Source organism: Mycobacterium ostraviense, from assembly GCF_002705925.1.
Lineage (GTDB): Bacteria > Actinomycetota > Actinomycetes > Mycobacteriales > Mycobacteriaceae > Mycobacterium > Mycobacterium ostraviense.
Map to the genome: position 1 here is coordinate 3,483,446 of NZ_NKRE01000001.1, position 22,400 is coordinate 3,505,845.

Annotated in this window: 19 protein-coding genes and 5 pseudogenes; 12 read left to right on the forward strand and 12 right to left on the reverse strand. The window is 67.3% G+C overall.

Annotation, left to right across the window (positions count from 1 at the left end):
• The first annotated feature begins 14 nt into the window (after positions 1-14).
• Both cysS and rlmB read left to right on the forward strand, forming a co-directional pair.
• Entirely contained in the window at positions 15-1,421 is a 1,407-nt protein-coding gene (gene cysS, locus CDN38_RS16110) for a cysteine--tRNA ligase (RefSeq protein ID WP_075510205.1), read from the forward strand.
• Positions 1,422-2,354, forward strand: a complete 933-nt coding sequence (gene rlmB / locus CDN38_RS16115) for a 23S rRNA (guanosine(2251)-2'-O)-methyltransferase RlmB (RefSeq protein ID WP_075510204.1) — start codon at positions 1,422-1,424, stop codon at positions 2,352-2,354.
• A 160-nt stretch (positions 2,355-2,514) separates the two neighbouring features.
• Here the strand turns inward: rlmB and CDN38_RS16120 are convergent, their stop codons facing one another.
• The 7 genes and pseudogenes from CDN38_RS16120 to CDN38_RS16150 form a co-directional block, all read right to left on the reverse strand.
• Positions 2,515-4,002: a PE family protein gene (locus CDN38_RS16120; RefSeq protein WP_099319054.1), complete on the reverse strand. Its 1,488-nt coding sequence runs from the start codon at positions 4,000-4,002 to the stop codon at positions 2,515-2,517.
• A gap of 272 nt (positions 4,003-4,274) precedes the next feature.
• A pseudogene (locus tag CDN38_RS16125) lies at positions 4,275-4,708 on the reverse strand (VOC family protein).
• A 10-nt stretch (positions 4,709-4,718) separates the two neighbouring features.
• Positions 4,719-5,006 (reverse strand): annotated as a pseudogene (locus CDN38_RS16130) (helix-turn-helix domain-containing protein); the annotation flags it as partial.
• Between the two features lie 53 nt (positions 5,007-5,059).
• Positions 5,060-5,790: pseudogene (locus CDN38_RS16135) on the reverse strand (SLC13 family permease); the annotation flags it as partial.
• Between the two features lie 94 nt (positions 5,791-5,884).
• Positions 5,885-6,805, reverse strand: a complete 921-nt coding sequence (locus CDN38_RS16140) for an MBL fold metallo-hydrolase (RefSeq protein ID WP_075510201.1) — start codon at positions 6,803-6,805, stop codon at positions 5,885-5,887.
• Positions 6,805-7,563, reverse strand: a complete 759-nt coding sequence (locus CDN38_RS16145) for a LamB/YcsF family protein (protein WP_075510200.1) — start codon at positions 7,561-7,563, stop codon at positions 6,805-6,807. The genes CDN38_RS16140 and CDN38_RS16145 overlap by 1 nt, the downstream gene beginning before the upstream one ends.
• Positions 7,564-7,600: 37 nt before the next feature.
• Positions 7,601-8,311 carry a sensor domain-containing protein gene (locus CDN38_RS16150; RefSeq protein WP_075510199.1) on the reverse strand — a complete coding sequence of 237 codons (711 nt, stop codon included), beginning with the start codon at positions 8,309-8,311 and terminating at the stop codon, positions 7,601-7,603.
• 174 nt (positions 8,312-8,485) lie between these two features.
• Between CDN38_RS16150 and CDN38_RS16155 the strand changes: the two genes are divergently transcribed.
• Entirely contained in the window at positions 8,486-9,571 is a 1,086-nt protein-coding gene (locus tag CDN38_RS16155) for an Rv3575c family transcriptional regulator (protein WP_075510198.1), read from the forward strand.
• A 5-nt stretch (positions 9,572-9,576) separates the two neighbouring features.
• On the opposite strand, the gene kstR is transcribed toward CDN38_RS16155, so the two are convergent.
• Complete coding sequence (kstR, locus tag CDN38_RS16160; RefSeq protein WP_161951610.1) at positions 9,577-10,176, reverse strand: cholesterol catabolism transcriptional regulator KstR; 600 nt, start codon at positions 10,174-10,176, stop codon at positions 9,577-9,579.
• Positions 10,177-10,454: 278 nt separating this feature from the next.
• Here kstR and CDN38_RS16165 point away from each other — a divergent pair, with 278 nt between their 5' ends.
• From CDN38_RS16165 to CDN38_RS16180, 4 genes are all read left to right on the forward strand, one after another.
• Entirely contained in the window at positions 10,455-12,614 is a 2,160-nt protein-coding gene (locus tag CDN38_RS16165; RefSeq protein ID WP_075510196.1) for an acyl-CoA dehydrogenase family protein, read from the forward strand.
• A gap of 254 nt (positions 12,615-12,868) precedes the next feature.
• Complete coding sequence (locus CDN38_RS16170) at positions 12,869-13,405, forward strand: fasciclin domain-containing protein (protein WP_233026902.1); 537 nt, start codon at positions 12,869-12,871, stop codon at positions 13,403-13,405.
• A gap of 93 nt (positions 13,406-13,498) precedes the next feature.
• A complete protein-coding gene (locus CDN38_RS16175; protein WP_099319055.1) occupies positions 13,499-15,253 on the forward strand; it encodes a cytochrome c biogenesis protein DipZ in 1,755 nt (584 codons plus the stop codon).
• Between the two features lie 112 nt (positions 15,254-15,365).
• Positions 15,366-15,941, forward strand: coding sequence for a fasciclin domain-containing protein (locus CDN38_RS16180; protein WP_075510193.1), 576 nt, complete (start codon positions 15,366-15,368; stop codon positions 15,939-15,941).
• A gap of 208 nt (positions 15,942-16,149) precedes the next feature.
• Here the strand turns inward: CDN38_RS16180 and CDN38_RS16185 are convergent, their stop codons facing one another.
• The 4 genes and pseudogenes from CDN38_RS16185 to CDN38_RS16200 all read right to left on the reverse strand — a co-directional run bounded on the left by CDN38_RS16185 (position 16,150) and on the right by CDN38_RS16200 (position 19,908).
• The gene (locus CDN38_RS16185; protein WP_075510192.1) at positions 16,150-17,514 is read right to left on the reverse strand and encodes a flavin monoamine oxidase family protein; all 1,365 of its coding nucleotides are present in this window, start codon (positions 17,512-17,514) and stop codon (positions 16,150-16,152) included.
• Between the two features lie 90 nt (positions 17,515-17,604).
• The gene (locus CDN38_RS16190; RefSeq protein ID WP_180276339.1) at positions 17,605-18,216 is read right to left on the reverse strand and encodes a TetR/AcrR family transcriptional regulator; all 612 of its coding nucleotides are present in this window, start codon (positions 18,214-18,216) and stop codon (positions 17,605-17,607) included.
• A gap of 248 nt (positions 18,217-18,464) precedes the next feature.
• A pseudogene (locus CDN38_RS16195) lies at positions 18,465-19,304 on the reverse strand (phytanoyl-CoA dioxygenase family protein); the annotation flags it as partial.
• Positions 19,273-19,908 carry a TetR/AcrR family transcriptional regulator gene (locus CDN38_RS16200; protein ID WP_075510268.1) on the reverse strand — a complete coding sequence of 212 codons (636 nt, stop codon included), beginning with the start codon at positions 19,906-19,908 and terminating at the stop codon, positions 19,273-19,275. The gene CDN38_RS16200 and the pseudogene CDN38_RS16195, both read right to left, overlap by 32 nt.
• Positions 19,909-20,062: 154 nt before the next feature.
• On the opposite strand from CDN38_RS16200, the gene CDN38_RS30040 reads away from it, so the two are divergent.
• The 5 genes and pseudogenes from CDN38_RS30040 to CDN38_RS16220 form a co-directional block, all read left to right on the forward strand.
• Positions 20,063-20,572 (forward strand): isocitrate/isopropylmalate family dehydrogenase, encoded by a 510-nt coding sequence (locus CDN38_RS30040; RefSeq protein ID WP_201258264.1) that lies wholly within the window; start codon positions 20,063-20,065, stop codon positions 20,570-20,572.
• Positions 20,463-21,332, forward strand: a complete 870-nt coding sequence (locus CDN38_RS16205) for an isocitrate/isopropylmalate family dehydrogenase (RefSeq protein WP_204903244.1) — start codon at positions 20,463-20,465, stop codon at positions 21,330-21,332. Before CDN38_RS30040 ends, CDN38_RS16205 begins: the two co-directional genes overlap by 110 nt.
• Positions 21,333-21,361: 29 nt before the next feature.
• Positions 21,362-21,781 (forward strand): 2,4'-dihydroxyacetophenone dioxygenase family protein, encoded by a 420-nt coding sequence (locus CDN38_RS16210; RefSeq protein WP_075510190.1) that lies wholly within the window; start codon positions 21,362-21,364, stop codon positions 21,779-21,781.
• 2 nt (positions 21,782-21,783) lie between these two features.
• Positions 21,784-21,987 (forward strand): hypothetical protein, encoded by a 204-nt coding sequence (locus CDN38_RS16215; protein WP_142361289.1) that lies wholly within the window; start codon positions 21,784-21,786, stop codon positions 21,985-21,987.
• Positions 21,974-22,400 (forward strand): annotated as a pseudogene (locus CDN38_RS16220) (PE family protein); the annotation flags it as partial. The gene CDN38_RS16215 and the pseudogene CDN38_RS16220, both read left to right, overlap by 14 nt.

Consider the following 22,400-nt stretch of genomic DNA (forward strand, 5'->3'; position numbering starts at 1 on the left):
TAAGCTGGCACGTCGTGACCGATCGCGCTCGCTTGCGGCTCCATGACACGGCGGCCGGCGCCGTGCGCGATTTTGTTCCGCTGCGCGACGGACACGTTTCGATCTACCTGTGCGGCGCCACCGTTCAAGGCCTGCCGCACATCGGGCACGTCCGCAGCGGGGTGGCATTCGACATCCTGCGGCGCTGGCTGATCGCACGCGGCTTCGACGTCGCGTTCATCCGCAACGTAACCGACATCGACGACAAGATCTTGAACAAGGCCGCCGCCGCGGGCCGCCCGTGGTGGGAGTGGGCGGCCACCTACGAACGGGCGTTCACCGCCGCCTACGACGCCCTGGATGTCATGCCGCCGTCCGCGGAGCCGCGAGCCACCGGGCACATCACCCAGATGATCGAATTGATGGAACGTCTGATCGAAACGGGCCATGCCTATACCGGCGGCGGGGACGTCTACTTCGACGTGCTCAGCTACCCGGATTACGGCCAGCTGTCCGGGCACAAGATCGACGACGTCCACCAGGGCGAAGGCGTGGCCGCGGGCAAACGCGACCAGCGCGACTTCACCCTGTGGAAGGGCGAAAAGCCCGGAGAGCCGTCCTGGCCGACGCCCTGGGGCCGGGGCCGTCCCGGCTGGCACCTGGAATGCTCGGCGATGGCCCGTACCTACTTGGGGTCTGAGTTCGACATCCATTGCGGCGGAATGGATTTGATCTTCCCGCATCACGAAAACGAGATCGCGCAGAGCCGCGCCGCCGGCGACGGGTTCGCCCGCTACTGGCTGCACAACGGCTGGGTGACGATGGGCGGGGAAAAAATGAGCAAGTCGTTGGGCAATGTGCTGGCCATACCGGCGATGTTGCAGCGGGTCCGGCCGCCCGAGCTGCGCTACTACCTGGGCAGCGCGCACTACCGGTCAATGCTGGAGTTTTCCGACACCGCCCTCCAGGACGCCGTCAAAGCCTATGTCGGAGTGGAGGATTTCCTGCACCGGGTGCGCAGCCGGGTGGGTGCCGTCCTGCCCGCTGAATGGACGCCGCGTTTCGCCGAGGCGCTCGACGACGATCTGTCGGTTCCGATCGCGCTGGCCGAAATTCACCACGCCCGTGCGGAAGGCAACCGGGCACTCGACGCCGGTGACCATGAAGGCGCATTGCGAAGCGCCGGTTCGATCCGCACGATGATGGGCATCCTGGGCTGCGACCCGCTCGACGAACGCTGGGAATCGCGGGACGAGACAACGGCTGCCCTGGCGGCTGTCGACGTGCTGGTACAGGCCGAGCTGGACAACCGCGAGAAGGCGCGTGAGCAGCGTAACTGGGCGCTTGCCGACCAGATTCGGGATCGCCTCAAGCACGCCGGAATCGAGGTCACCGACACTGCCGACGGGCCACAGTGGACGCTGGGCGGTGACGGCAAGTAGATGGCCGGCAACTCGCAGCGCCGGGGGGCGGTACGCAAATCCGGCACCAAGAAGGGCGCTCCTGTCGGGTCGGGCGGGCAGCGCCGTCGCGGTCTGGAGGGCCGCGGTCCCACCCCGCCGGCGCATCTGCGGCCCAACCATCCCGCAGCCAAGCGGGCCAAGGCGGCGCCGCGCCGCCCGGCACGGAGTCGCATCGACGAAGCCGAGACGGTGCTTGGCCGTAACCCCGTGCTGGAATGCCTGCGCGCCGGAGTGCCTGCCACCGCGTTGTACGTCGCGCTCGGCGCCGAAGCCGACGAGCGTCTCAATGAATCCGTCTCTCGGGCAGCCGATTCCGGGGTCTCGATCCTCGAGGTACCGCGCGCCGATCTGGACCGGATGACGGCCAACCACCTGCATCAGGGCATCGCGTTGCAGGTGCCGCCGTATCACTACGCCCACCCCGACGATCTGCTCGCGGCAGCCATGGACACGCCGCCCGCGTTGCTGGTGGCGCTGGACAACATCTCCGACCCGCGCAACCTCGGCGCGATCGTGCGATCGGTGGCGGCGTTCGGTGGTCACGGTGTGCTGATCCCGCAGCGCAGATCGGCGTCGGTAACGGCGGTCGCATGGCGTACCAGCGCGGGCGCCGCCGCCCGTATTCCGGTGGCTCGGGCTACCAATCTCACCAGGACACTGAAGGATTGGGCCGACCGCGGGCTGCGGGTGATCGGGCTGGATGCCGCCGGTGAGACCGCAGTCGACGACCTCGACGGTAGCGACCCGTTGGTGGTGGTCGTCGGCTCCGAAGGCAAAGGGCTGTCGCGGCTGGTGCGGCAGAACTGTGACGAGGTGGTGTCCATCCCGATGGCCGGGCATGGGGAGTCGCTGAATGCCTCGGTGGCCGCCGGCGTGGTGCTCGCCGAAATCGCCCGCCAGCGCCGGACTTAGCCCGACTTAGCCCGACTTAGCCCCGCGAGCAGACACAAACTCGCATGAATCGGCATGGATCCGTGCGATTTTGTGTCTGCTCGCCACAGGGCGGCGGTGTCAGGGCAGTGCAGCCACGCGTTTTCGCCGACCTGGCGACGCGATATGGCGCCGCGCGCGGTCACGGCAAACCGTTGAGTCCGTTCTGGCCCAGCAGCCGTCCGCCCGTGCCGCCGTCGCCACCCGCACCCGGAGTCTGGGCGACCCCGCCGTTACCGCCGTTACCGCCGTTACCGATCAGATTGGCACTGCCGCCATTACCGCCCTGGCCGCCGACCGTCGGCGCGATCGACACGGCATTCCCGCCGGCGCCGCCGTTACCGCCGCTGCCGATGAACAACGCCATTCCCCCGAACCCGCCATTACCGCCGGCGGCGTTGCCGTCTCCGCCGGCGCCGCCGGCGCCACCGGAGCCGATGAGTCCGCCGAACCCGCCGGACCCGCCGGGCCCACCGATATCGCCGAAACCGCCTGCGCCGCCCGCTCCGCCGGAACTGAAGAGGCCGCCACTGCCGCCGCTACCGCCGAACCCGCCGAGTTGACTCGTACCGGCCCCGCCGGTGCCGCCGGTACCACCGGAACTGAAGATGCCGCCGGCGCCGCCGCTGCCGCCGCTGCCTCCATCGGCGGTCACGCTGGTCCCGCCGTTCCCGCCGGTCCCGGCGGAGCCGAACAGCCCACCGCTGCCGCCGGTCCCGCCGTCGCCGCCGTTGCCGTTGGCGCTGAACCCGCCGGCGCCGCCGGGGCCGGCCGTGCCGAACAACCCAGCGGCACCGCCTTGCCCGCCGGTACCTCCGCGGCTGTTGCCCTCGCCGCCCGCGCCGCCGGCGCCGCCGCCGCCGAACAGGCCGCCGGCACCGCCCTGCCCGCCGGTCCCGCCGTGGTCGTTGAGACCGATTCCGCCGGTGCCGCCCGCGCCGGCGCCGCCGAACAGCAAGCCGCCGCGGCCGCCGATTCCGCCGGCTCCCCCGTCGGTGATTCCCTGCCCGCCCGTGCCGCCGGCGCCGCCGGCACCGAAGAGACCGGCGTTACCGCCCTGACCGCCGGTTCCGCCGACACCCGAATCGGAAGCAGCGCCCGCCCCGCCCGCTCCGCCGTAGCCGAATAGCAACCCGCCGGCTCCACCTCTGCCGCCGGGTTGGCCGGTGCCGCTCTTGCCGGACCCGCCGGCGCCGCCGTTGCCGAGCAAGATGCCCCCAGGGGCGCCGTTCTGGCCGGTCTCCGGTGTGCCATTGGCGCCGTTGCCGATCAGCGGGCGTCCCAGGACGGCCTGGCTGGGAGCGTTGATCAGGGCCAGGATGTCCTGTCCCAGGGTCTGCAGGGCGGCGTTAGCGCTTTCTGCGGCGGCGTATGAGGCCGCACCGGCGTTCAGGGCCTGGATGAACTGGTCGTGGAATGCCGCCGCCTGGGCGGTCAGCGCCTGAAACGCTCGGGCGTGGCCGGAAAACAGCGCTGCCACCGCGGTCGACACCTCGTCGGTGGCCGCGGCGGATATCCCGGTGGTGGGGACTACCGCAGCGGCATTGGCCGTAGCAAGCGCCGAGCCGATTCTGGCCACGTCGTCGGCCGCCGCTGCGACCATCTCCGGAATCGCGATCAGAAACGACATCCGACACCTCGTCAATAGCTATCGCCTCCCCCAGAACAAGGAGAGCTACCGCGAGACAGACCCGCAGCACGCCTCACCGTATCGCGTGGGCGGCGGCTGTTTGGCGTAATCCGATGAGCCCGTGGCGATCCCGCGGCGGGCGGCGCGGCCCGCCCGGGACCACGGCCGAACGTCGTGCTGATTGCCACCCGCAGGACACCCGAGACCTGTTGGGCCGCAACGATGACATCGCCGACCGCAGCCGTGCGCGGACGAGGGTCAGAGGCAATCAGCTAGCTGGCCCAGGCCGACATGTCCGTCAACTGGGTGAGCCGGATGCTGTTGCCCGACGGGTCGCGGAAGCCGGAGTCGATGCCGTACGGCCGCTGTTCGGGCGGCTCGGTGAACTCGACACCACGAGCCGCTAGCTCCTGATAACTGGCCGGGCAGTCGTCGGTGGTGAGAAATACGGTGCCGGCGAAGCCTTTTGCCGTCAGATCGAGGACTTGTAGGCGGGTGGGCTCGTCCAGCATCGGCGGGCCGGAACATCCATCAAGACGATTGATACGTCATCTTGACCGGGCGGTCCGACGGTCAGCCAGCGGAAGCCGCCAAGCTCCGGCAGCGAAACATCCTGGCGCACTTCCATGCCGACCTTCTCGGCCCAGAATTTCAGTGCCTCGTCCTGGTCGTGTACCCAAAGCTGGGCGCTTGCGATTTTCAACATGGAGAAGACGCTAAATGGTCACCGCGCCCGGCGTCTTCTCCCCGTGTGCCGTCTTGGGGTACCACCCGGCTATCGGCCGACGGCCGGGTATGCGCCCGCAAGATGCAGTGGGCACTCGGGCGTGCAGCGCCGCCGGTGGCAGGCTGGCGCGGTAGGCGGCCGGCGGCTTGCCGTACACCCGGGCGAAACTGCTGGTGAAGGAGCCGACGCTCTGCAGACCGACCATGACGCAGACCTCGGCGATTGACCTGTCGGTGTAGCGCAGTAGCGCCGCGGCCCGCTCCAGCCGTCGGGTGGCCGGACGAGGCTGCGGCATGACATCCAGTATGGCGCGTTGCTGAGCGCAATTCATCAGACGCCGAGCAGTTGCACGCTCCCGCACAGCGCAAACACCGCCGCCAGCAGCGCGGTGGGTACCGCGCACAGACCCAGGCGGGTGTACTCGCCGACGCCGGCCTCGACGTGGTGACCCGCAGCACCCGTCGCCACAGCAGGTTGGACAGCGAACCGACGTAGGTCAGGTTGGGGCCGATGTTGACCCCGATCAGCACAGCCAGCACCGCAGCCGGCCCGCCGGCCGCGACCAGCGGCAGCAACACCAGGGTCGCCGGAATGTTGTTGACCAGGTTGGCCCGCGCGGCGGCCACCGCCGCGATACCGAGCAGCGCCGGCAGCCCGGAACCCGACGGCAGCACCGTAGACATGGCGGTGCCCACCCCGTTGAGCATGACCGCTTGCCCGACGACGCCCAGCGCCAGCACGAAGACCAGGAACGCCACGTTCGCCGAGCGCATGATCTCCGTCACCGACGTGTGGCCACGGCCGAGGCTGCGCAGCGCCAGTAGCGCCACCCCCGCCGCCTCGGCGATCACGAACCCGGCCAGGGTCAGCGCCACCACCACCAACACGAACACCGGCGGCCGCGGCGGCGGCCCGAGTTGCTCGGGGTCCGGCGCAACGCGCAGGTCCCGGGCGAAGAACCACCGGAACACCACGTAGACCGCCGCCACCGCGGCCAGTCATGGCAGCCCCATCACCAGCGTGAACTTGATGAACGAGATCCCGGCGACGTGGTAGGCCAGCGCCTCGGGCCAACCGCGCGGGCGGGCGACCGCGAAACCCAGGACCACAGCAAGCAGCGCCAGCGCAACGACGACGGTCAAGGCGTAGAGTTCTTCACTCCCACGGGTCCTCGCGCCGCCACACCGTCGGCAGCTGTAACGAGATGCCGTCCGCGGCGGCCAGCTCGTCGAGGATGCGCATCGACACGTCCAGGTCGTCGGCTGCATACGGTATGGCGCGCAATGGTTTTGACAGCGGACGGAAGAAGTCGTCCCAGTGGACCAGGATCACCCGGCGGGCGCCGACCGCGCGCACCACCTCGGTCCAGTAGTCGACCAGATAGGACCGCGGTTGCAGGCCCAACTGGCCGACACCGAGGTAGACGACCTCGGCCCGGTATCCGTCCAGTGCACCCTTGACGAAACCGGCGCTGCCCTGGATCAATAGCCGCCGGCCCGACGGGCGGTGGTGCACCAGCGTCGACCATGCTTCACCGCAGCGGTAGGCCGACGCCCGCACCGGCGGCACCACCGGCGCGCCGATCACCCCGGGAAATCGGTCCGGCGGGCAGTGGTGCGACTCCACCAGCGTGACGTCGTAGGTGCCCAGCTCGACCGGCTGCCCGGGGACCGCGACCACCAGCCGGTCTTCGGCCAGCCCGTAGCCGCGCCCGACGTTGGCCGCCGACTCGCCCCCGACCAGCTGCGCGCCGGTGCGGTCGGCCACGAGTGCGGAATCCATCGCGTGGTCGATGTGGGTGTGCACCGGGATGACGGCCGCGAGCCGCGACACCTTGGCGCGGGCCAGGCAGCCGTCCACCCGCGCCGGCGACGGCGCCACTTTGGCCGCGGCCACCTGCGCCAGCCCGGGGCGGGAGAAGTAGCCGTCGGTCAGCAACGCCGACGAGCCGTCGTCGAGCAGCAGTGTGCTCACGCCCATCCACAGCACCGACAATGGCGAATCCGGTTGGGCCGCAGGGACACTGAACCGGCTGGAATAGCGGGCCAGGTCGGGACGACCGAGTTTCAGCCGCATCAGCAGAACGCCTTGATCTCGGCGCCGGAGGCCGCCAACCGCTCCCGCACCGCGGTCGCAATCTGCACCGCACCCGGCGAATCCCCGTGCACGCAAAGCGATTCCACGGTGATGGGCAGGTAGGTGCCGTCGACCGCGGTGACTGCGCCGGTGGCCACCATGGCGACCGCGCGCTCGGCGATCGCCGTGGGGTCGGCCAGTACCGCACCGGGTTCCCGACGGGACAGCAGTTGCCCGTCGGGCCGGTAGGCGCGATCGGCGAACGCCTCGGCCACCGTGCGCAGGCCGAGGCGGTCGGCCTCTTCGAAAAACACCGAACCCGTCATACCCAGCACCGGCAGCGCCGGGTCGACCATCCGCACCGCCGCCGCCACCGCAGCTGCCTGCTCGCGGTGGGTGACGATCGTGTTGTACAGGGCGCCATGGGGTTTGACGTAGGACACCGTTGAGCCGCCGGCCTGGGCGATGGCCTGCAGCGCGCCGATCTGATACACGATTTCGGCCAGCAGGTCCTCGGGGTCGACGTCGATGAAGCGCCTGCCGAACCCGGACAGGTCGTGGTAGCCGACCTGGGCTCCGATCCGCACGCCGCGCTCGGCGGCCGACCGGCAGACCCGCAGCAGTCCGGCCGGGTCTCCGGCGTGGAAGCCGCACGCCACGTTGGCGCTGGTGACGATCTCGAGCATGGCGTCGTCGTCACCCAGCTGCCAGGCGCCGAACCCTTCACCAAGGTCGGCATTGAGGTCGATGGAAGCCACCTGCCCAGCTTATTGCGGGATGGCCGGCGAGGCCCGGTCAGTGTCGAGCGGCCTTCGCCGCGATCTGCTCGGCGATGTGGACTGCCGCCGAACCCTTTTGACTGTAGGCGCACGTCGCCACGTCGATGGAGACATTGTTGCGGACGGTCAGAGCACGCTGGCAGGCCCAGCCGTCGCCGCCTTCCTGCAGTTGCGAGGCGCTGAGCGTGTCGTTTTCGGTGACGACGTCGGTGACCGTCCACACGGTGGTGGGCTCACCCGGAGCGACATCGTCGAACCGGCGATTCGAGCAGCTTTTCCAGCTCTGCACCGATGTGTTGTAGAACGGGGTTGCGTCGTGAGCGGTGGGGAAAGCGACGACCGCCTGAATGGCGTAGTGCTGGCGATTCTTCGAATCGTCGACGCTGTCGTCGAGCCGCTGGCCGCGCACCGCGGTCCAGCCGCTACCGGCGTACACGGTGTCCTGCGCCGGGCCGTCCACCGCGAGGCAATTCTTGTCGGCGACGTTCCGGCTCCAATCCCACATCGCCTTGGCCCGGTACCACACCTTCATCGACGTCGCACCCAGCTCGCTGTTGACCTGGCCCACGTCGAGCAGCAGCTCGTCGAGCGCGCTCACCGATATCGGAGTCTGGATCGGTCCCGACGTGTCGGCCGCCACGGCGTTGCCGTCGACAGTGCTGGTGCAACCGGCGACGACGATGCACGCACCGGCCAGCGCGGCGAGCGCGGCCATCTGCTGGCGCACTGTCTTCTCCCCCTCGCGAACCTTGCGACGCCTGAACCTGGCTGCGGCGGCTCCCTGCCGACCGCCTCGGGACCAGGCGCGACCAGCATAAAGGCCGCGACGTCGAGGCCGCCCGAGCCCTCGGCGTAACGGCCGCGTAGCCGCGCCGACGGAGCCGCTGTAGCCTCACCGAACGTGGGCCCCACACCTCGCCGGCGGGCGACTCTGGCGTCGCTGGCTGCTGAGCTCAAGGTGTCGCGCAGCACCATTTCGAATGCGTTCAACCGACCGGATCAGCTTTCCGCCGAACTGCGGGAGCGGGTGCTGGCCACGGCCAAGCGGATGGGTTACGCCGGACCCGACCCGGTGGCGCGATCCCTGCGGACCCGCAAAGCGGGAGCCGTCGGCTTGGTGATGGCCGAGCCGTTGACCTACTTCTTCAGCGACCCGGCGGCGCGCGATTTCGTGGCGGGGGTCGCGCAATCGTGCGAGGAGCCGGGGCAGGGCCTGCTGCTGGTAGCCGTCGGCGCCAGCCGCAGCCTCGAGGACGGCATGACCGCCGTACTCAATGCCGGGGTGGACGGCTTCGTCGTGTATTCGGTGTGCGACGACGATCCTTACCTGCAGGTGGTTTTGCAGCGGCGGTTGCCGGTTGTGGTGGTCGACCAGCCGAAGGACCTGCCGGGAGTGTCCCGGGTCGGCATCGACGACCGGGCGGCCATGCGCAAGGTAGCCGACTACGTGCTCGGGTTGGGGCATCGCGACATCGGGCTGCTGACCATGCGGCTGGGCCATGACCGGCGCCAGGGCCTGGTCGACGCGGAGCGGCTGAAGTCGCCGGCCTTCGACGTGCAGCGTGAGCGCATCATCGGCGTCTGGGATGCGATGACGGCAGCCGGGGTCGACCCGGATTCGCTGACCGTGGTGGAAAGCTACGAGCACCTGCCGACGTCGGGCGGTGCTGCCGCCAAGGTGGCGCTGACGGCCAACCCGCGGATCACCGCGCTGATGTGCACCGCCGACATCTTGGCGCTGTCGGCCATGGATTACCTTCGCGGACACGGCATTTACGTGCCGGGTCAAATGACGGTGACGGGGTTCGACGGAGTACCGGAAGCGATCAGCCGCGGGCTCACCACGGTGTCGCAGCCGAGTCTGCAGAAGGGCCGACGGGCCGGTGAACTGCTGCATCAGCCACCGCGGTCCGGTCTGCCCGTCGTCGAACTGCTCGCTACCGAGCTGATCCGGGGCCGTACCTGCGGGCCGCCCGCTTGGGCTTAGCTTGTTTAGCCGCTTTCCTGGCCACCGAGCAACAACCGCACGGCGAGGTCCAGCCGCTTGCTGACGTCGGTGGCCGACGCGCGACGGGTAAGCCACGCAAGCAGATTCGACAACCACACATCCGATATCACCCGGGCGATGTGGTACTGATCCTCGCTCGGCTCACCGTCGGCCATGGCGCGGGCGAACATGCTGTCGATGAGTTTCTCCACGTGGTCGACCTCGCTGGCCGCCGAAGCGTCGGCGAAGACGTAGGCACGCGTCATCGCCTCGGTGAGCAACGGATTGCGCTGCATCGCGCGATTGAGCTTGCCGACCATGAAGCTCAGCCGCTGATATGGAGTGCCGCCGGCCAGCGCGGAGCGGTCGGTCTTGGCGTCGATGCGGCTGAATTCCCGGCCCAGCGCCGACACCAGCAGATGCACCTTCGACGGGAAGTACCGGTACAGCGTGCCGACCGCGACGTCGGCCCGATCGGCGACCGCGCGCATCTGCACCGCCTCGTAACCGCCCTTCGACGCGATGGCCATGGTGGCATCCAGGATGCGCTTGCGACGCTCTCGCTGCGCCTCCGAACCCAGCTCGGACTCAGCCAATACGGCCACGTTCATGACCTCGCGCGGTTGAGTGTCAGAAACGCGGCCCGGACTCGTGTTCGCTGCAGACATGTAACGCGCAACTCCTCTCCCGGGCGGTTCGCCAAACGATACGCATGCTGTGCGTGAATTTCCCACCTCCCGGTCGCGGCGACAACGTCGTGTACTGGCCTAATAGCCGTCGACTTGACGGTTGATCATTTTCACTATTAGAACACGTTCTAGTGGCTGTGAATGTTCCTCGGACGTTTCCGGCCAGGTGAATTTCCCGACGGGAAGGGCTGAAGGTGGTAGCGACCGTCACCGACGAACAATTCGCGGCTCGCGAGTTGGTGCGCGACTGGGCTCGCACTTCGGCCTCCGGAGAGGCTGCGACAGCCGCCACCCGCCAAGTCGAGCAAGGCGACCCCGACGCCTGGCGACCGGTGTTCGCGGGTCTAGCCGAATTGGGACTGTTCGGCGTTGCCGTCCCAGAGGATCGCGGCGGTGCCGGCGGCAGCATCGAGGACCTGTGCGCCATGGTCGAAGAGGCCGCCAAGGCTTTGGTGCCGGGGCCGGTGGCGACCACCGCGCTGGCCGGCCTGGTGGTGCCGGATCCCGAATTGCTGACCGCACTGACCGCCGGCGAACGCGTCGCCGGGCTCGCGCTGGAAGGCGATGTGCGGTTCGACGCCCAGGCCCGACGAGTATCGGGCACGGTTCCGTGGCTACTGGGCGCCGTCGCCGACGCCGTGCTGCTGTTGCCGGCCGAGGGCAGGTGGCTGCTGGTCGATGCCGCCGGCGACGGCGTGCAGCTGGAGCCGTTGCGGGCCACCGATTTTTCGCGGCCGTTGGCGAAAGTGGTGTTGACTTCGGCGCCGGTGGCGCCGGTGGCGCCGGTGGCGCCGCTGGCGCCGGCGGCCGTGATCGCCGATTCCCGGGAGCGCGTCGAGAACCTGGCCGCCACCCTGCTGGCCGCCGAGGCCGCCGGAGTGACCCGCTGGGCGCTGGACACCGCGGTGGCCTACGCCAAGGTTCGTGAGCAGTTCGGCAAGCCGATCGGCAGCTTCCAGGCCGTCAAACACCTGTGTGCGGAAATGCTGTGCCGCGCCGAGCAGGCCGAGGTGGCCGCCGCGGATGCGGCCCGGGCCGCCGGGGACCCCGACGACCGCCAGTTCGCCATCGCGGCCGCCGTAGCCGCCGGCCTCGGTATCGCCGCCGCCAAAGCCAACGTCAAAGACTGCATCCAGGTGCTCGGCGGCATCGGCTGCACCTGGGAGCACGATGCGCACCTGTACCTGCGCCGGGCCCACGCCAACGCCCGGTTCCTCGGTGGTGCCGAGCGCTGGCTGCGCCGTGTCGCCGCGCTCACCCGCGACGGCGTTCGCCGCCGGCTGACTATCGACCTGACCGGGGTGCAGGAGCTGCAACCCGAGATCGCCGCCGCGGTAGCCGAAGTCGCGGCGTTGCCGGAAGAGAAGCGGCAGCCTGCCCTGGCCGATGCCGGGCTGTTGGCCCCACACTGGCCGCCGCCGTATGGGCGCGGCGCGTTCGCGGCCGAGCAGTTGCTGATCGATCAGGAGATGGCGGCAGCCGGTGTGGTGCGGCCGGATTTGGTGATCGGCTGGTGGGCGGTGCCGACCATTCTCGAGCATGGCACACCCGAACAAATCGAGCGTTTCGTACCGGCTACCCTGCGCGGCGAAGTCCTTTGGTGCCAGCTGTTTTCCGAACCGGGCGCCGGTTCCGACCTGGCATCGCTGCGCACCAAGGCGGTGCGCGCGGACGGCGGTTGGCTGCTGACCGGGCAGAAGGTGTGGACGTCCAAGGCGCACCTGGCCAGTTGGGGGGTGTGCCTGGCGCGGACCGACCCGGACGCTCCAAAGCACAAGGGCATCACCTACTTTCTGGTGGACATGACATCGCCCGGGATCGAGATCCGGCCGCTGCGCGAGATCACCGGCGACGCGCTGTTCAACGAGGTCTTTCTGGACAACGTATTCGTGCCGGACGAGATGGTGGTCGGCGCGGTCAACGACGGCTGGCGGCTGGCGCGCACCACGCTGGCCAACGAGCGGGTGGCGATGGCCACCGGCACCGCGCTGGGTAATCCCATGGAGAAGCTGCTCGAGGTGCTGTCCGAGACGGAGCCCGACGTCGCCCAGCAGGATCGGCTGGCGAGGTTGATCGTCATTGCTCAATGTGGTGCGCTGCTGGATCAGCGCATCGCCCAGCTGGCCGTCGGCGGACAGGATCCGGGCGCCCAATCCAGCGTGCGCAAACTCATCGGGGTTCGCTACCGCCAGGCGCTGGCCGAATTCACGATGGACGTGTCCGAGGGCGGCGGCCTCGTGGAAAACCAAGCGGTATACGACTTCCTCAACACTCGCTGCCTCACCATCGCCGGCGGTACCGAGCAGATACTGCTCACGCTGGCCGCCGAGCGGCTGCTTGGCCTGCCGCGCTAAGTACCCGTCGCCGGTTCGCGGAGCTGGCAGCCATCGCACCCGTCCGGGGCGGCCGTGTCTCCGAATGGCTTATGTCCGACAGGAGCGGCACACGGCCGTCTGGTGACGAAGGAGTCGAAACGCACATGATGAACGCTTGGGCCAGAACAGTCGCGGCGACTAGCCTCGCGGCGATCGCAATCGGGGGTTTCGCCGCTTGTTCGAGCAACAAGTCGGCCAGTGGGCCGTCGACGAGCAGCAGCGCGCCGACCAGCATGGCGGCACCCGCGTCGACGTCGGCGATGGCTGATCCGGCGGCCGACCTTATCGGTACGGGCTGCTCGGAGTACGCCAAGCAGAATCCCAGCGGTCCTGGATCGGTAGCCGGCATGGCGCAGGATCCGGTGGCGACCGCGGCGTCGAACAACCCGATGTTGACGACGCTCACGTCGGCGCTGTCGGGCAAACTGAACCCGAACGTGAACCTGGTCGACACCCTCAACAGCGGCCAGTACACGGTGTTCGCGCCCACCAACGCGGCCTTCGACAAGCTGCCCGCGGCCACGGTCGATCAGCTGAAGACGGACTCACAGTTGCTGAGCAGCATCCTGACCTATCACGTGGTGCAAGGTCAGGCGAGCCCGAGCAAGATCGACGGCTCGCACAAGACCCTGCAAGGGGCCAACGTGACCGTGACCGGCCAAGGTAACGACCTGAAGGTCAATGGTGCGGGGCTGGTATGCGGTGGCGTGCGCACCGCCAACGCGACCGTGTACATGATTGACACGGTGTTGATGCCGCCGAGCCAGTAGGCTCGCCGAACCAGGAAAGCCCGGCTGCGGCCGGGCTTTCCTCGTTGCGGGGCCGGCACCAATCCGAGCCGGCAGCGGCGCCGAATACCAAACATGTTGACACTAACGCTGATCGGCTTGGTCGGGGGCCTCATCACCGGCGTATCACCGTGCATCCTCCCGGTGCTGCCGGTGATCTTCTTCGCGGGCGCGCAGCGCGGCAGCCCAGAGTTGGCCGCGCAGAACGATTCTGGCGGCGACGTCGTGGTGGCGACGAAACCGCGACGCGGGCTCTCGGAGACGTTGCGCCCCTACCGGGTGATCGGCGGCCTGGTGTTCAGCTTCAGTGTGGTCACTTTGACCGGCTCGGCACTGCTGTCGCTGCTGCATCTACCGCAGGACGCGATTCGCTGGGTCGCGTTGGTCGCATTGGTCGCGATCGGGCTGGGCCTGATGTTTCCCACGGTCGAGCAGTTGCTGGAACGGCCGTTCTCACGGATCCCGCAAAAGCAGGTCGGCAACCGCGGCAACGGTTTTGGCCTGGGGCTGGCGTTGGGTGTGCTCTACGTCCCCTGCGCGGGGCCGGTGCTTGCCGCGATCGTGGTGGCCGGGGCGACGGCGCAAATCGGTGTCGGCACAGTCGTTCTCACACTGGCTTTCGCGGCCGGCGCCGCGTTGCCGTTGCTGTTCTTCGCGCTGGCCGGCAAGCGGGTGGCCGAGCGGGTGAGTGCGTTTCGGCGTCGGCAGCGGGAAATCCGGGTTGCGGCGGGAATTGTGACGATTCTGCTCGCGGTTGCGCTGGTGTTCAACCTGCCCGCGGTGCTGCAGCGTGCCATTCCCGACTACACCAGCTCGCTGCAGGACAGACTGGGCAGTGATCAGCAGATCCGGGAAAAGCTCAACCTCGGCGGCATCGTCAACGACCAGAACGCGCAGCTGTCGAATTGCAGCAACGGCGGCAGAAAATTCGAAAACTGCGGCACAGCACCAGATCTCAAGGGTATTGCCGGCTGGCTGAATACACCCGGCGGCCAACCGCTCGACCTGCGATCGCTGCGCGGCAAGGTGGTCCTGGTCGACTTCTGGGCCTACTCCTGCATCAATTGCCAACGGGCCATCCCGCACGTCATCGGCTGGTACAACGCATACCGGGACCAGGGTTTCGAGGTCATCGGAGTCCACACACCGGAGTACGCATTCGAGAAGGTGCCCGGCAACCTCGCCAAGGGCGCCGCCGACCTGGACATCAAATACCCGGTCGCGCTGGACAACAACTACTCCACCTGGACCAATTACCGAAACCGATACTGGCCCGCGGAATATCTGATCGACGCCACCGGCAACGTGCGACACATCAAGTTCGGCGAAGGCGACTACGACGTCACCGAGAACCTGATCAGGCAGTTGCTCGTCAATGCCGATCCCGGGGTCAAACTCCCAGCGCCGGTGGACGCGACCGACCTCACCCCGCGGCAACAAACCACTCCCGAGACCTATTTCGGGGTCGGCAAGGTGGTCAACTACGGCGGCGGCGGTCAGTACGACGAAGGCTCAGCGACATTCGACTATCCGCCAGCCCTGGCCGCAGACAGTTTTGCGCTGCGCGGGCCATGGTCCCTGGACTACCAAGGGGCGACGGCCGAAAGCGATGAGTCGAGCATCAAACTCAACTACCACGCCAAGAACGTCTACGTCGTCGTCGGCGGAACCGGAACCCTCACGGTGACCCGGAACGGCCAGACCACCACGGTGCCGATCAGCGGACCGCCGACGTCGCACCAGATCGTCGGCGGCGACCGGGTCGAGAGCGGCACCGTGGAGGTGCGTCCCACCAAGGGGCTGCAGCTGTACTCCTTAACCTATGGCTGATTTTCGGTGATAGCCAATCCAAAACCGGTGCGGCTCCGAATCACCAATGTCCGGCATGAATCAGACGGCACAACAAAGTCGTCGTCGACAACACTGAAGGAGCCGATTAGCGATGAAAAGTTCAATTGCAGCAACGGGTTTGGTGGCCGCGGCTGTCGTGGGTCTTGCCGTGGCCACCGCGCCAAGTGCCGCCGCGGCTGATTTGGTCGGGCCGGGATGCGCGGATTACGCGGCCGCCAACCCCAGCGGCCCGGCATCGGTGGAGGGCATGTCGCAGGTTCCGGTGGCGGTGGCGGCTTCCAACAATCCGATGCTCACGACACTGACGTCGGCGGTGTCCGGCAAGCTCAACCCGCAGGTGAACCTGGTCGACACGCTCAACAATGGGCAGTACACCGTGTTCGCGCCGACCGATGCCGCATTCGGCAAGCTGCCGGCGTCGACGATCGACCAGCTCAAGACCGATTCAAACCTGCTGAGCCGCATCCTGACCTACCACGTGGTGCAAGGTCAGCTGAGCCCGGCCAAGGTGGTCGGCCCGCACAAGACGCTGCAGGGAGCCAACGTCATGGTCAACGGTCAGGGCAACAGCCTGAGCGTCAACAACGCCGGCGTGGTCTGCGGCGGGGTACCCACCGCCAACGCGACGGTGTACCTGATCGACACCGTGTTGATGCCACCGGCGTAGTTGCGCCGCAGCAAGCCACCCAGCACTGCTGATGGGATCCCCGGCCAGGAACTCGACGCTTCCTGGCCGGGTTCCGGCATAATCCTCCAATTTCCTTGTGCCGTTGAGCGGATTGGTGATCCAACGGTGATCCAGCCGCCACAGACCCCCGGCTCGGTACCACCCCTTGCGGTCCACCGTGGCTGCGGTCGGTTGAGTAAGCGCACTCTCAAACCGAGGCGAGGATCTCCTCGGCAGCGCGGCGGCCCGAGGTGATCGCGCCATCCATGTAACCACTCCACACCTGGGCCGTCTCCGCTCCGGCCCAGTGGATGCGGCCGACCGGCGCGGCCAGCGCCTTGCCATACTGAGTCAGTGCGCCGGCACCGAGACGGCCACCGTAGCAACCTCGCGTGAATTCCTCTGCAGCCCAGTCTTGTTCGACGATGTCGAACGGCTCAGCGGCTTGCGGCCCGAAATACTTCACCAGCGAGTCGATCACGAGCTGGTGGCGCTGCTCGGTCGGCAGCTCCGCCGCCTCGCGGGCGTGCGCGCCCTCCAAGAAGCCGACCAGCACACCGCAGGAAGCGTCGGGAGGGGAGTTGTCCATGACGACGTTGAACGCGTCGTCCAGGCTGGTCACGAAGCCGCTGAGACCGGCCTCGCGCCAGAACGGGGTCTGGTAGCCGATTTGGAACTTGATCACCGACCCCGCCGGGATTTGCTGGGTAAGGCCGTCGCGCGCGGCGGGCAGCGGCGGCAAGTAACGGATCCGGCCTGCCAGCGTCGGCGGGATCGCGACCACTACGTGGCCAGCCCTGAGCTTGCCCGTCTGGCCGGCGCCGGCGTCCTCGTAGGAGACGATGACACCCTGCCCGTCCTGGGTGATCGTGCGTACCACCGCCCCAAGCTGCACCCGATCGGCAAGATCCTCGGCCATCCGCTCGGAGATCCGGTGCGTCCCACCCACGACACGGCTCTCCTGTGCGCCTCCGGTGACGGCGAGCATGGTCGCCAAATTGTTGCCCGATCGGATGTAGAACAGGAAGTGCAATAACGAAAGCTCAGGTGTTTCCGCGGAGAACAGCGTTGGCACGATCAGCCGGAAGAACCGAAGTGCCACGGTGTCAGTCGTATTCGCGGCCAGCCAGGTGTCGAAATTCTGTCGGTCCAGCTCCGCCGCATCTTCCGCTCGCCAGGGCGCCGAGGTGGGTATCGAGGCCGCGAGCGTCTCGATAACCTCCAACAGGCGACCGATTTCGGCCAGGCTGTCGGCCGGGAGGCCGAACGTCGCGTCGGAGTACCGGACCACCTGTCCGTCGTAGAACGAGATCGCGTCGCCGGTGTCGTAGGTAGGGAAAGTCTCCAGTCCGAGTTCGTCGATCAGCTCGAGTACGGCGTGCTGACTCGGCCCCACCCACTGGCCGCCCATCTCGACCGGCACGCCGTTGCTCAGAAACCCGCCAAAGTTGCGGCCCGCCACCCGATCACGGGCCTCGAGGACGCGCACGGTCATCCCCGCTGCCACCAGCTTGCGAGCCGCCGAGAGCCCGGCGAGCCCGGCGCCGACGACAACGACATCCACGTCCGTCATCGAAAATTCTCCCCAACTAATACAGTCGTATGACTTATTTTGAGTTTAAGAGTAGAGCATGCGGCATGAGCCCACAAGGTTTAGTGCGGTTTAGTTCGACGCCGACCGGACCGCAGCGAGCGCGGTGACTGTCTCGATGATCGCCTCGAGATCCTGCGCGGAGCGCCTGACGTCCGGGTTGGCGATATGCTGCAGGATCAGCCCATCGATGCTGGCCACCAGCACGCGAGCGAGCCGATCGAAGGGAAGCGCGGATGTCTCCCCGGCCCGTGTCGCTGCCTCCTGGCACCACTGCGCAACGATCTCGGTATACCTCTCGTACTGCCAGCGCGGCAGCGCCTCCAAGCCGGGCGTACGCAGCGCGTAGGTGACGAGTTCGTACTGCACGAGTTGCAGATCGCGGTGGTCGACGATCAGCGTTTCCCAGAAATTGCGCAACCCGCACCTGATCGCGTGTTCCAGCCCGGCCTCGAGCTCGGCCGAACTCTTCAGGAGATCGGCAATCTCCTCCACGACATCCTCGATGACCGCGCGCAGCAGGCCTTGCTTGCTCGGGAAGACGTATTGCAGCGTCCCCAGCGGTATGCCGGCTTCCTCCGCCACGGCGCGCATCGTGGTGCAGCCGACCCCGTCACGCATCAGCACGACGCGCGCGGCAGCCACTGCCTGCTTGCTGCGCACAGCGGATTTGACGTAGGGCATCGAATCTCCCGTCTCGGATATCCTCCCGAATGGGGCCACGGTAGCCGCTTGTTGGCCACCCAATGCAATCCACGACTTTGCTACCGGTGGTGCAAACCGCTCATCGGCACCCGGTGCTTGATGACCGATCGGATGTGGGATCGCTTCCTGGCCAATCAATGTCCGCGGTCAGGAGTCGAGTCCGCGCTCTTAGCCGGCGGGCTAATCCGAGACTGCCGCTCCGCAGGCGTGCTGCTCGAGCAACCGGAGAGCAACCGGAGAGGATGCTGGCCGTCGACGGCCCCGACAAATGGGGGATGGATGCTGTAGCCAAGCATGCGCTGGATATCCGTGGAGACCATTTTGGCAATGCCGGTCGGCACTGACAGCGTGAAGGCTTCGAGTGGTCGCAGCCAGGGTTGGCAGTATTGTGCGGTCACTGCCAGGCGGGCGGCCTCGGTGTTGTTCGCACCGCCGCCGTGCCAGAGGGTTCCCAGGAAGAAGATGCACGAGCCGGCCGGCATGATGACGGACTTGCGGATGTCGGTGGGAGTCGGCCGACGGTCATCCCAGCGATGACTGGCGGGAATCACCACGGTGGCGCCGTTGGCTGCGGTGAAATCATCGATGGCCCAGATCGTGGCCGCTCCCAGCGCGGGCCGGGGCCGGGGGATTGGGTAAAAGGCATCGTCGAAGTGCAACAGCTGGCTGGATTCGCCCGGCTGAATGTTGATGACCTGTAGCGCAGAGAGCAGGTAATTGGGCATCAACAGCCGGTCGAGAACGGCCAAGGGTCGTGGATGATCCACCAGCCGGTCGCATACTCGGGTCTTGGACAAGACGCTATACAGCCGCTGCGTACGGTGTCCCTCAAAGGAATTGCGCCCGTGGTAGCCGAGCATCGGGGCCAGCGCGTCGCGGATTTTCCGACATTCGTTGTCGCTCAATAGGTTTTCCCATATTACGTAGCCGTCGCGGGCCAGCGCTGCCAAGTCTGCGTCAACCAGGTCGCTTTCCACCGAGGCGCCGGCGCTGGGCGTCCAGCGGTAGCGTCCGGCCAGGTCACCAGTCAAGTCGTCAAGCGTTGAAATGTCGCTCTTCGCGCTCATGTTCCCAAATCCCTTCGATGGCAAGGCCGACAGCGCCGGCCACAAACACCCACACCTGTTCGGCAACCTCGTCGGCGGGCGGGCGAGGTGACCGGCTTAGGGCGACGGTGCCCATGGCATGGACACCCGACAACGTCGCGACGGCCAGCAGGTGCGGGTCCCGGTCGGCCGGCAGCTCACCGAGGCGCTGAGCGTGCATGATGTTGTGTGCGGCGACGTCGGCCAGCTCCTGCAACAGGCGCGAGTTCTCGGCGACAACCGCGCCGTCGCCCAGCGGCCCGCCCAACATCAGCGGCGCCAACGGTTCGGCGTAGAGAAACGCCAACCAGTCACGAATGCGCTGGCGCTCACGTCCCGCCCAGGTCGGCGCGTCGTAGTTGCGGAGCGTGACGGCGGCGCCGAGCCGGTGATAGAAATCTTGAACCAGCGCGATCAGCAATCCGGCCCGGGTGCCGAAATAGCGGTACGGCAGACCGGCACTGACTCCCGCCCTGCGCGCGACGGCGGCAACTTCCAGCTCGCCGGTTTCCGCCCACTCTGCGACCGCGGCGTCCAGCAATGCCTGCTGTGTTGCCGACGCCCTTGATGTCGTGCCTACCGGCATGTGGCCCAGCATAAGTTGAGTTCAGCTCAATTACTAGAGCGTGATTCTGGTGCCGGCCCGACGCAGTTGTGGACTTTCCACGAAGCATATTACACGTTTTTAATTACAGGTTATTATTTTCATATTAGTCCACCGAGTCGGGAGCACCGCAACCATGACTACCGAATGCCGCGTATCCGACCTGTCCGAGCCGGTAAGCGCGCCGGCTACACCCAGCGCGGCGCCGGTGACGGTCGCCCACGGCGACGGCATCGGACCCGAGATCATGCGGGCGACATTGGATGTACTTTCCGAAGCCGGCGCCCGGTTAGTCATCGAAGAGGTGCAGCTCGGCGAGGCGGCCTACCTGCGCGGTCAGAACTCCGGCATCGAGCCGGAGGCTTGGGAATCTCTGCGGCGTACCCGGGTGTTCCTGAAGGCTCCGATCACCACGCCTCAGGGCCAGGGATTCAAGCCGTTGAACGTCACCGTACGTAAGACTCTGGGACTTTATGCCAACGTGCGTCCTTGCGTGGCCTACGCGCCGTTTGTGCCGACCCGCCACCCGGGCATGGATGGTGGCCGGCGACTACCCCGACATCGCCGCCGAGCACTGGATCGTCGACATTGGCGCCGCGAAGCTGACCGACACTCCGGAAAACTTCGACGTGGTGGTGATGCCTAACCTGTACGGCGACATCCTGTCGGATGTCGCAGCCCAGATCGCCGGTTCGGTGGGTATGGCGGGATCGGCGAATATCGGCGATGACGTCGCCATGTTCGAAGCCATTCACGGGTCGGCACCGCGTCGAGCCGGTCAAGACGTCGCAAATCCGTCAGGCCTATTGCTCTGCGCGGTGATGATGTTGGTGCACATCGGTCAGGGCGACGTAGCCGCCACGGTCCACAACGCCTGGCTGACGGCCCTCGAGGCGGGGGCGGCGACCTATGACATCGCAGGGCCAGGGCGGGCGCCGTTGGGAACCCGTGACTTCGCCAAGGCGGTGATCGCTCATCTCGGCCACCGGCCGCAGCGGCTCGCGGCTGTTGACTACCCCATCGTCGAACGCCGGCCGGCTGCTGCTCCGCACCCGGCGGTACGGGCGAAGAAGACCCTCGACGGCGTCGATGTGTTCCTGCACGCACCGCATGCTCGCCCGGACGGTCTGGCCGCCGCGTTGGTCTCGGCCGCTGGAGACGGCTGGCTGCGGCTGCAGATGATCACCAACCGTGGTGTGAAGGTGTGGCCGGACGGATTCCCCGAAACTTTTTGCACAGATCACTGGCGGGCGCGGTTTCAGTCTCCCTTCCCCGGAGCGGCCGCACCCAGCCACATACTGCAGTTGCTGCACCACCTGTATCGCGCCGGATTCGACGTCATCAAGACCGAGGGCTTGTATCGGTTCGACGGCCAACCCGCCTATTCGCTGGGCCAGGGGCAATGACGTGCTGTCACTTACCGGGAGGCTTGTCCATGACGATGGTTGATGTCCCTGCGGCGGTGCACATCGGCGCCGACGAGCTGCCGTTCGTCGACATCGGTGATGGCTCCATGCTGAAGGTGATCCAGGTCAAGGAGGCCGAGGGCTTATGGATCGTGGAGAACGTCTTCCGGGCCGGTTACGAGGTGCAGCGGCACAAGCACACCGGACCGGTTTTCGCGTATACGACGTCAGGATCCTGGCGGTACAAGGAGTACAGCTACATCAACCGGGCGGGCTCGTTCCTCTATGAACCGGCCGGATCGACCCATACCCAGATTTATGGCGCCAACCTGAATCTGGACGCAGCCGGCAACGTCGAGAGCGTGTTCGACGGACCCAGCACTCTGGCGAACTACCGTGCGCTATGTGAAGCCGCCGGCCTGCCCCGGCCCAACGTTCTGATCGGATGATCGTGGCCGCCGCATCGGATCTCGTAGACCTGGCCAGCCCGGACACCTTCGTCAAGGGTGTGCCGCATGAGGCGCTGACGCTGTTGCGGCGCACCGATCCGGTGCACTGGCAGCGCATGGACACCGAACCCGGCTTTTGGGCGGTGCTGCGTCACGCCGACGTGGTGCAGGTTGCCCGCCAGCCTGAGATCTTCTCGGCTGAGTGAGGTGAATGCGGCGGCGGCTCGCACCACCGGCATAGTGGCTGCCGGCGCTGACGACGTATCGGCCGCAGTGGCGGCGCTGTTTGCTGGGCATGCGCGGGCGTATCAGGCGCTAAGCGCTCAAGCGTCGGCATTCCATGCTCAGTTTGTGCAGGGTCTGATTGCGAGCGCAGCTGCGTATGCCAATGCCGAGGCCGCCAACGTGTCGCCGCTGCAGGCCCTGCAGCAAGGCATGTTCGGTGCGCTGAACGCACCCAGCCAGGCGTTGTTGGGACGCCCACTGATCGGCAACGGTGCCGACGGCACGGCGCCCGGGCAGGCCGGTGGCGCCGGCGGGTCGCTGTACGGCAACGGCGGCAATGGCGCGGCCGGGACGAATGCGGGGGTAGCCGGGGGAGCGGGCGGCGCGGCGGGGT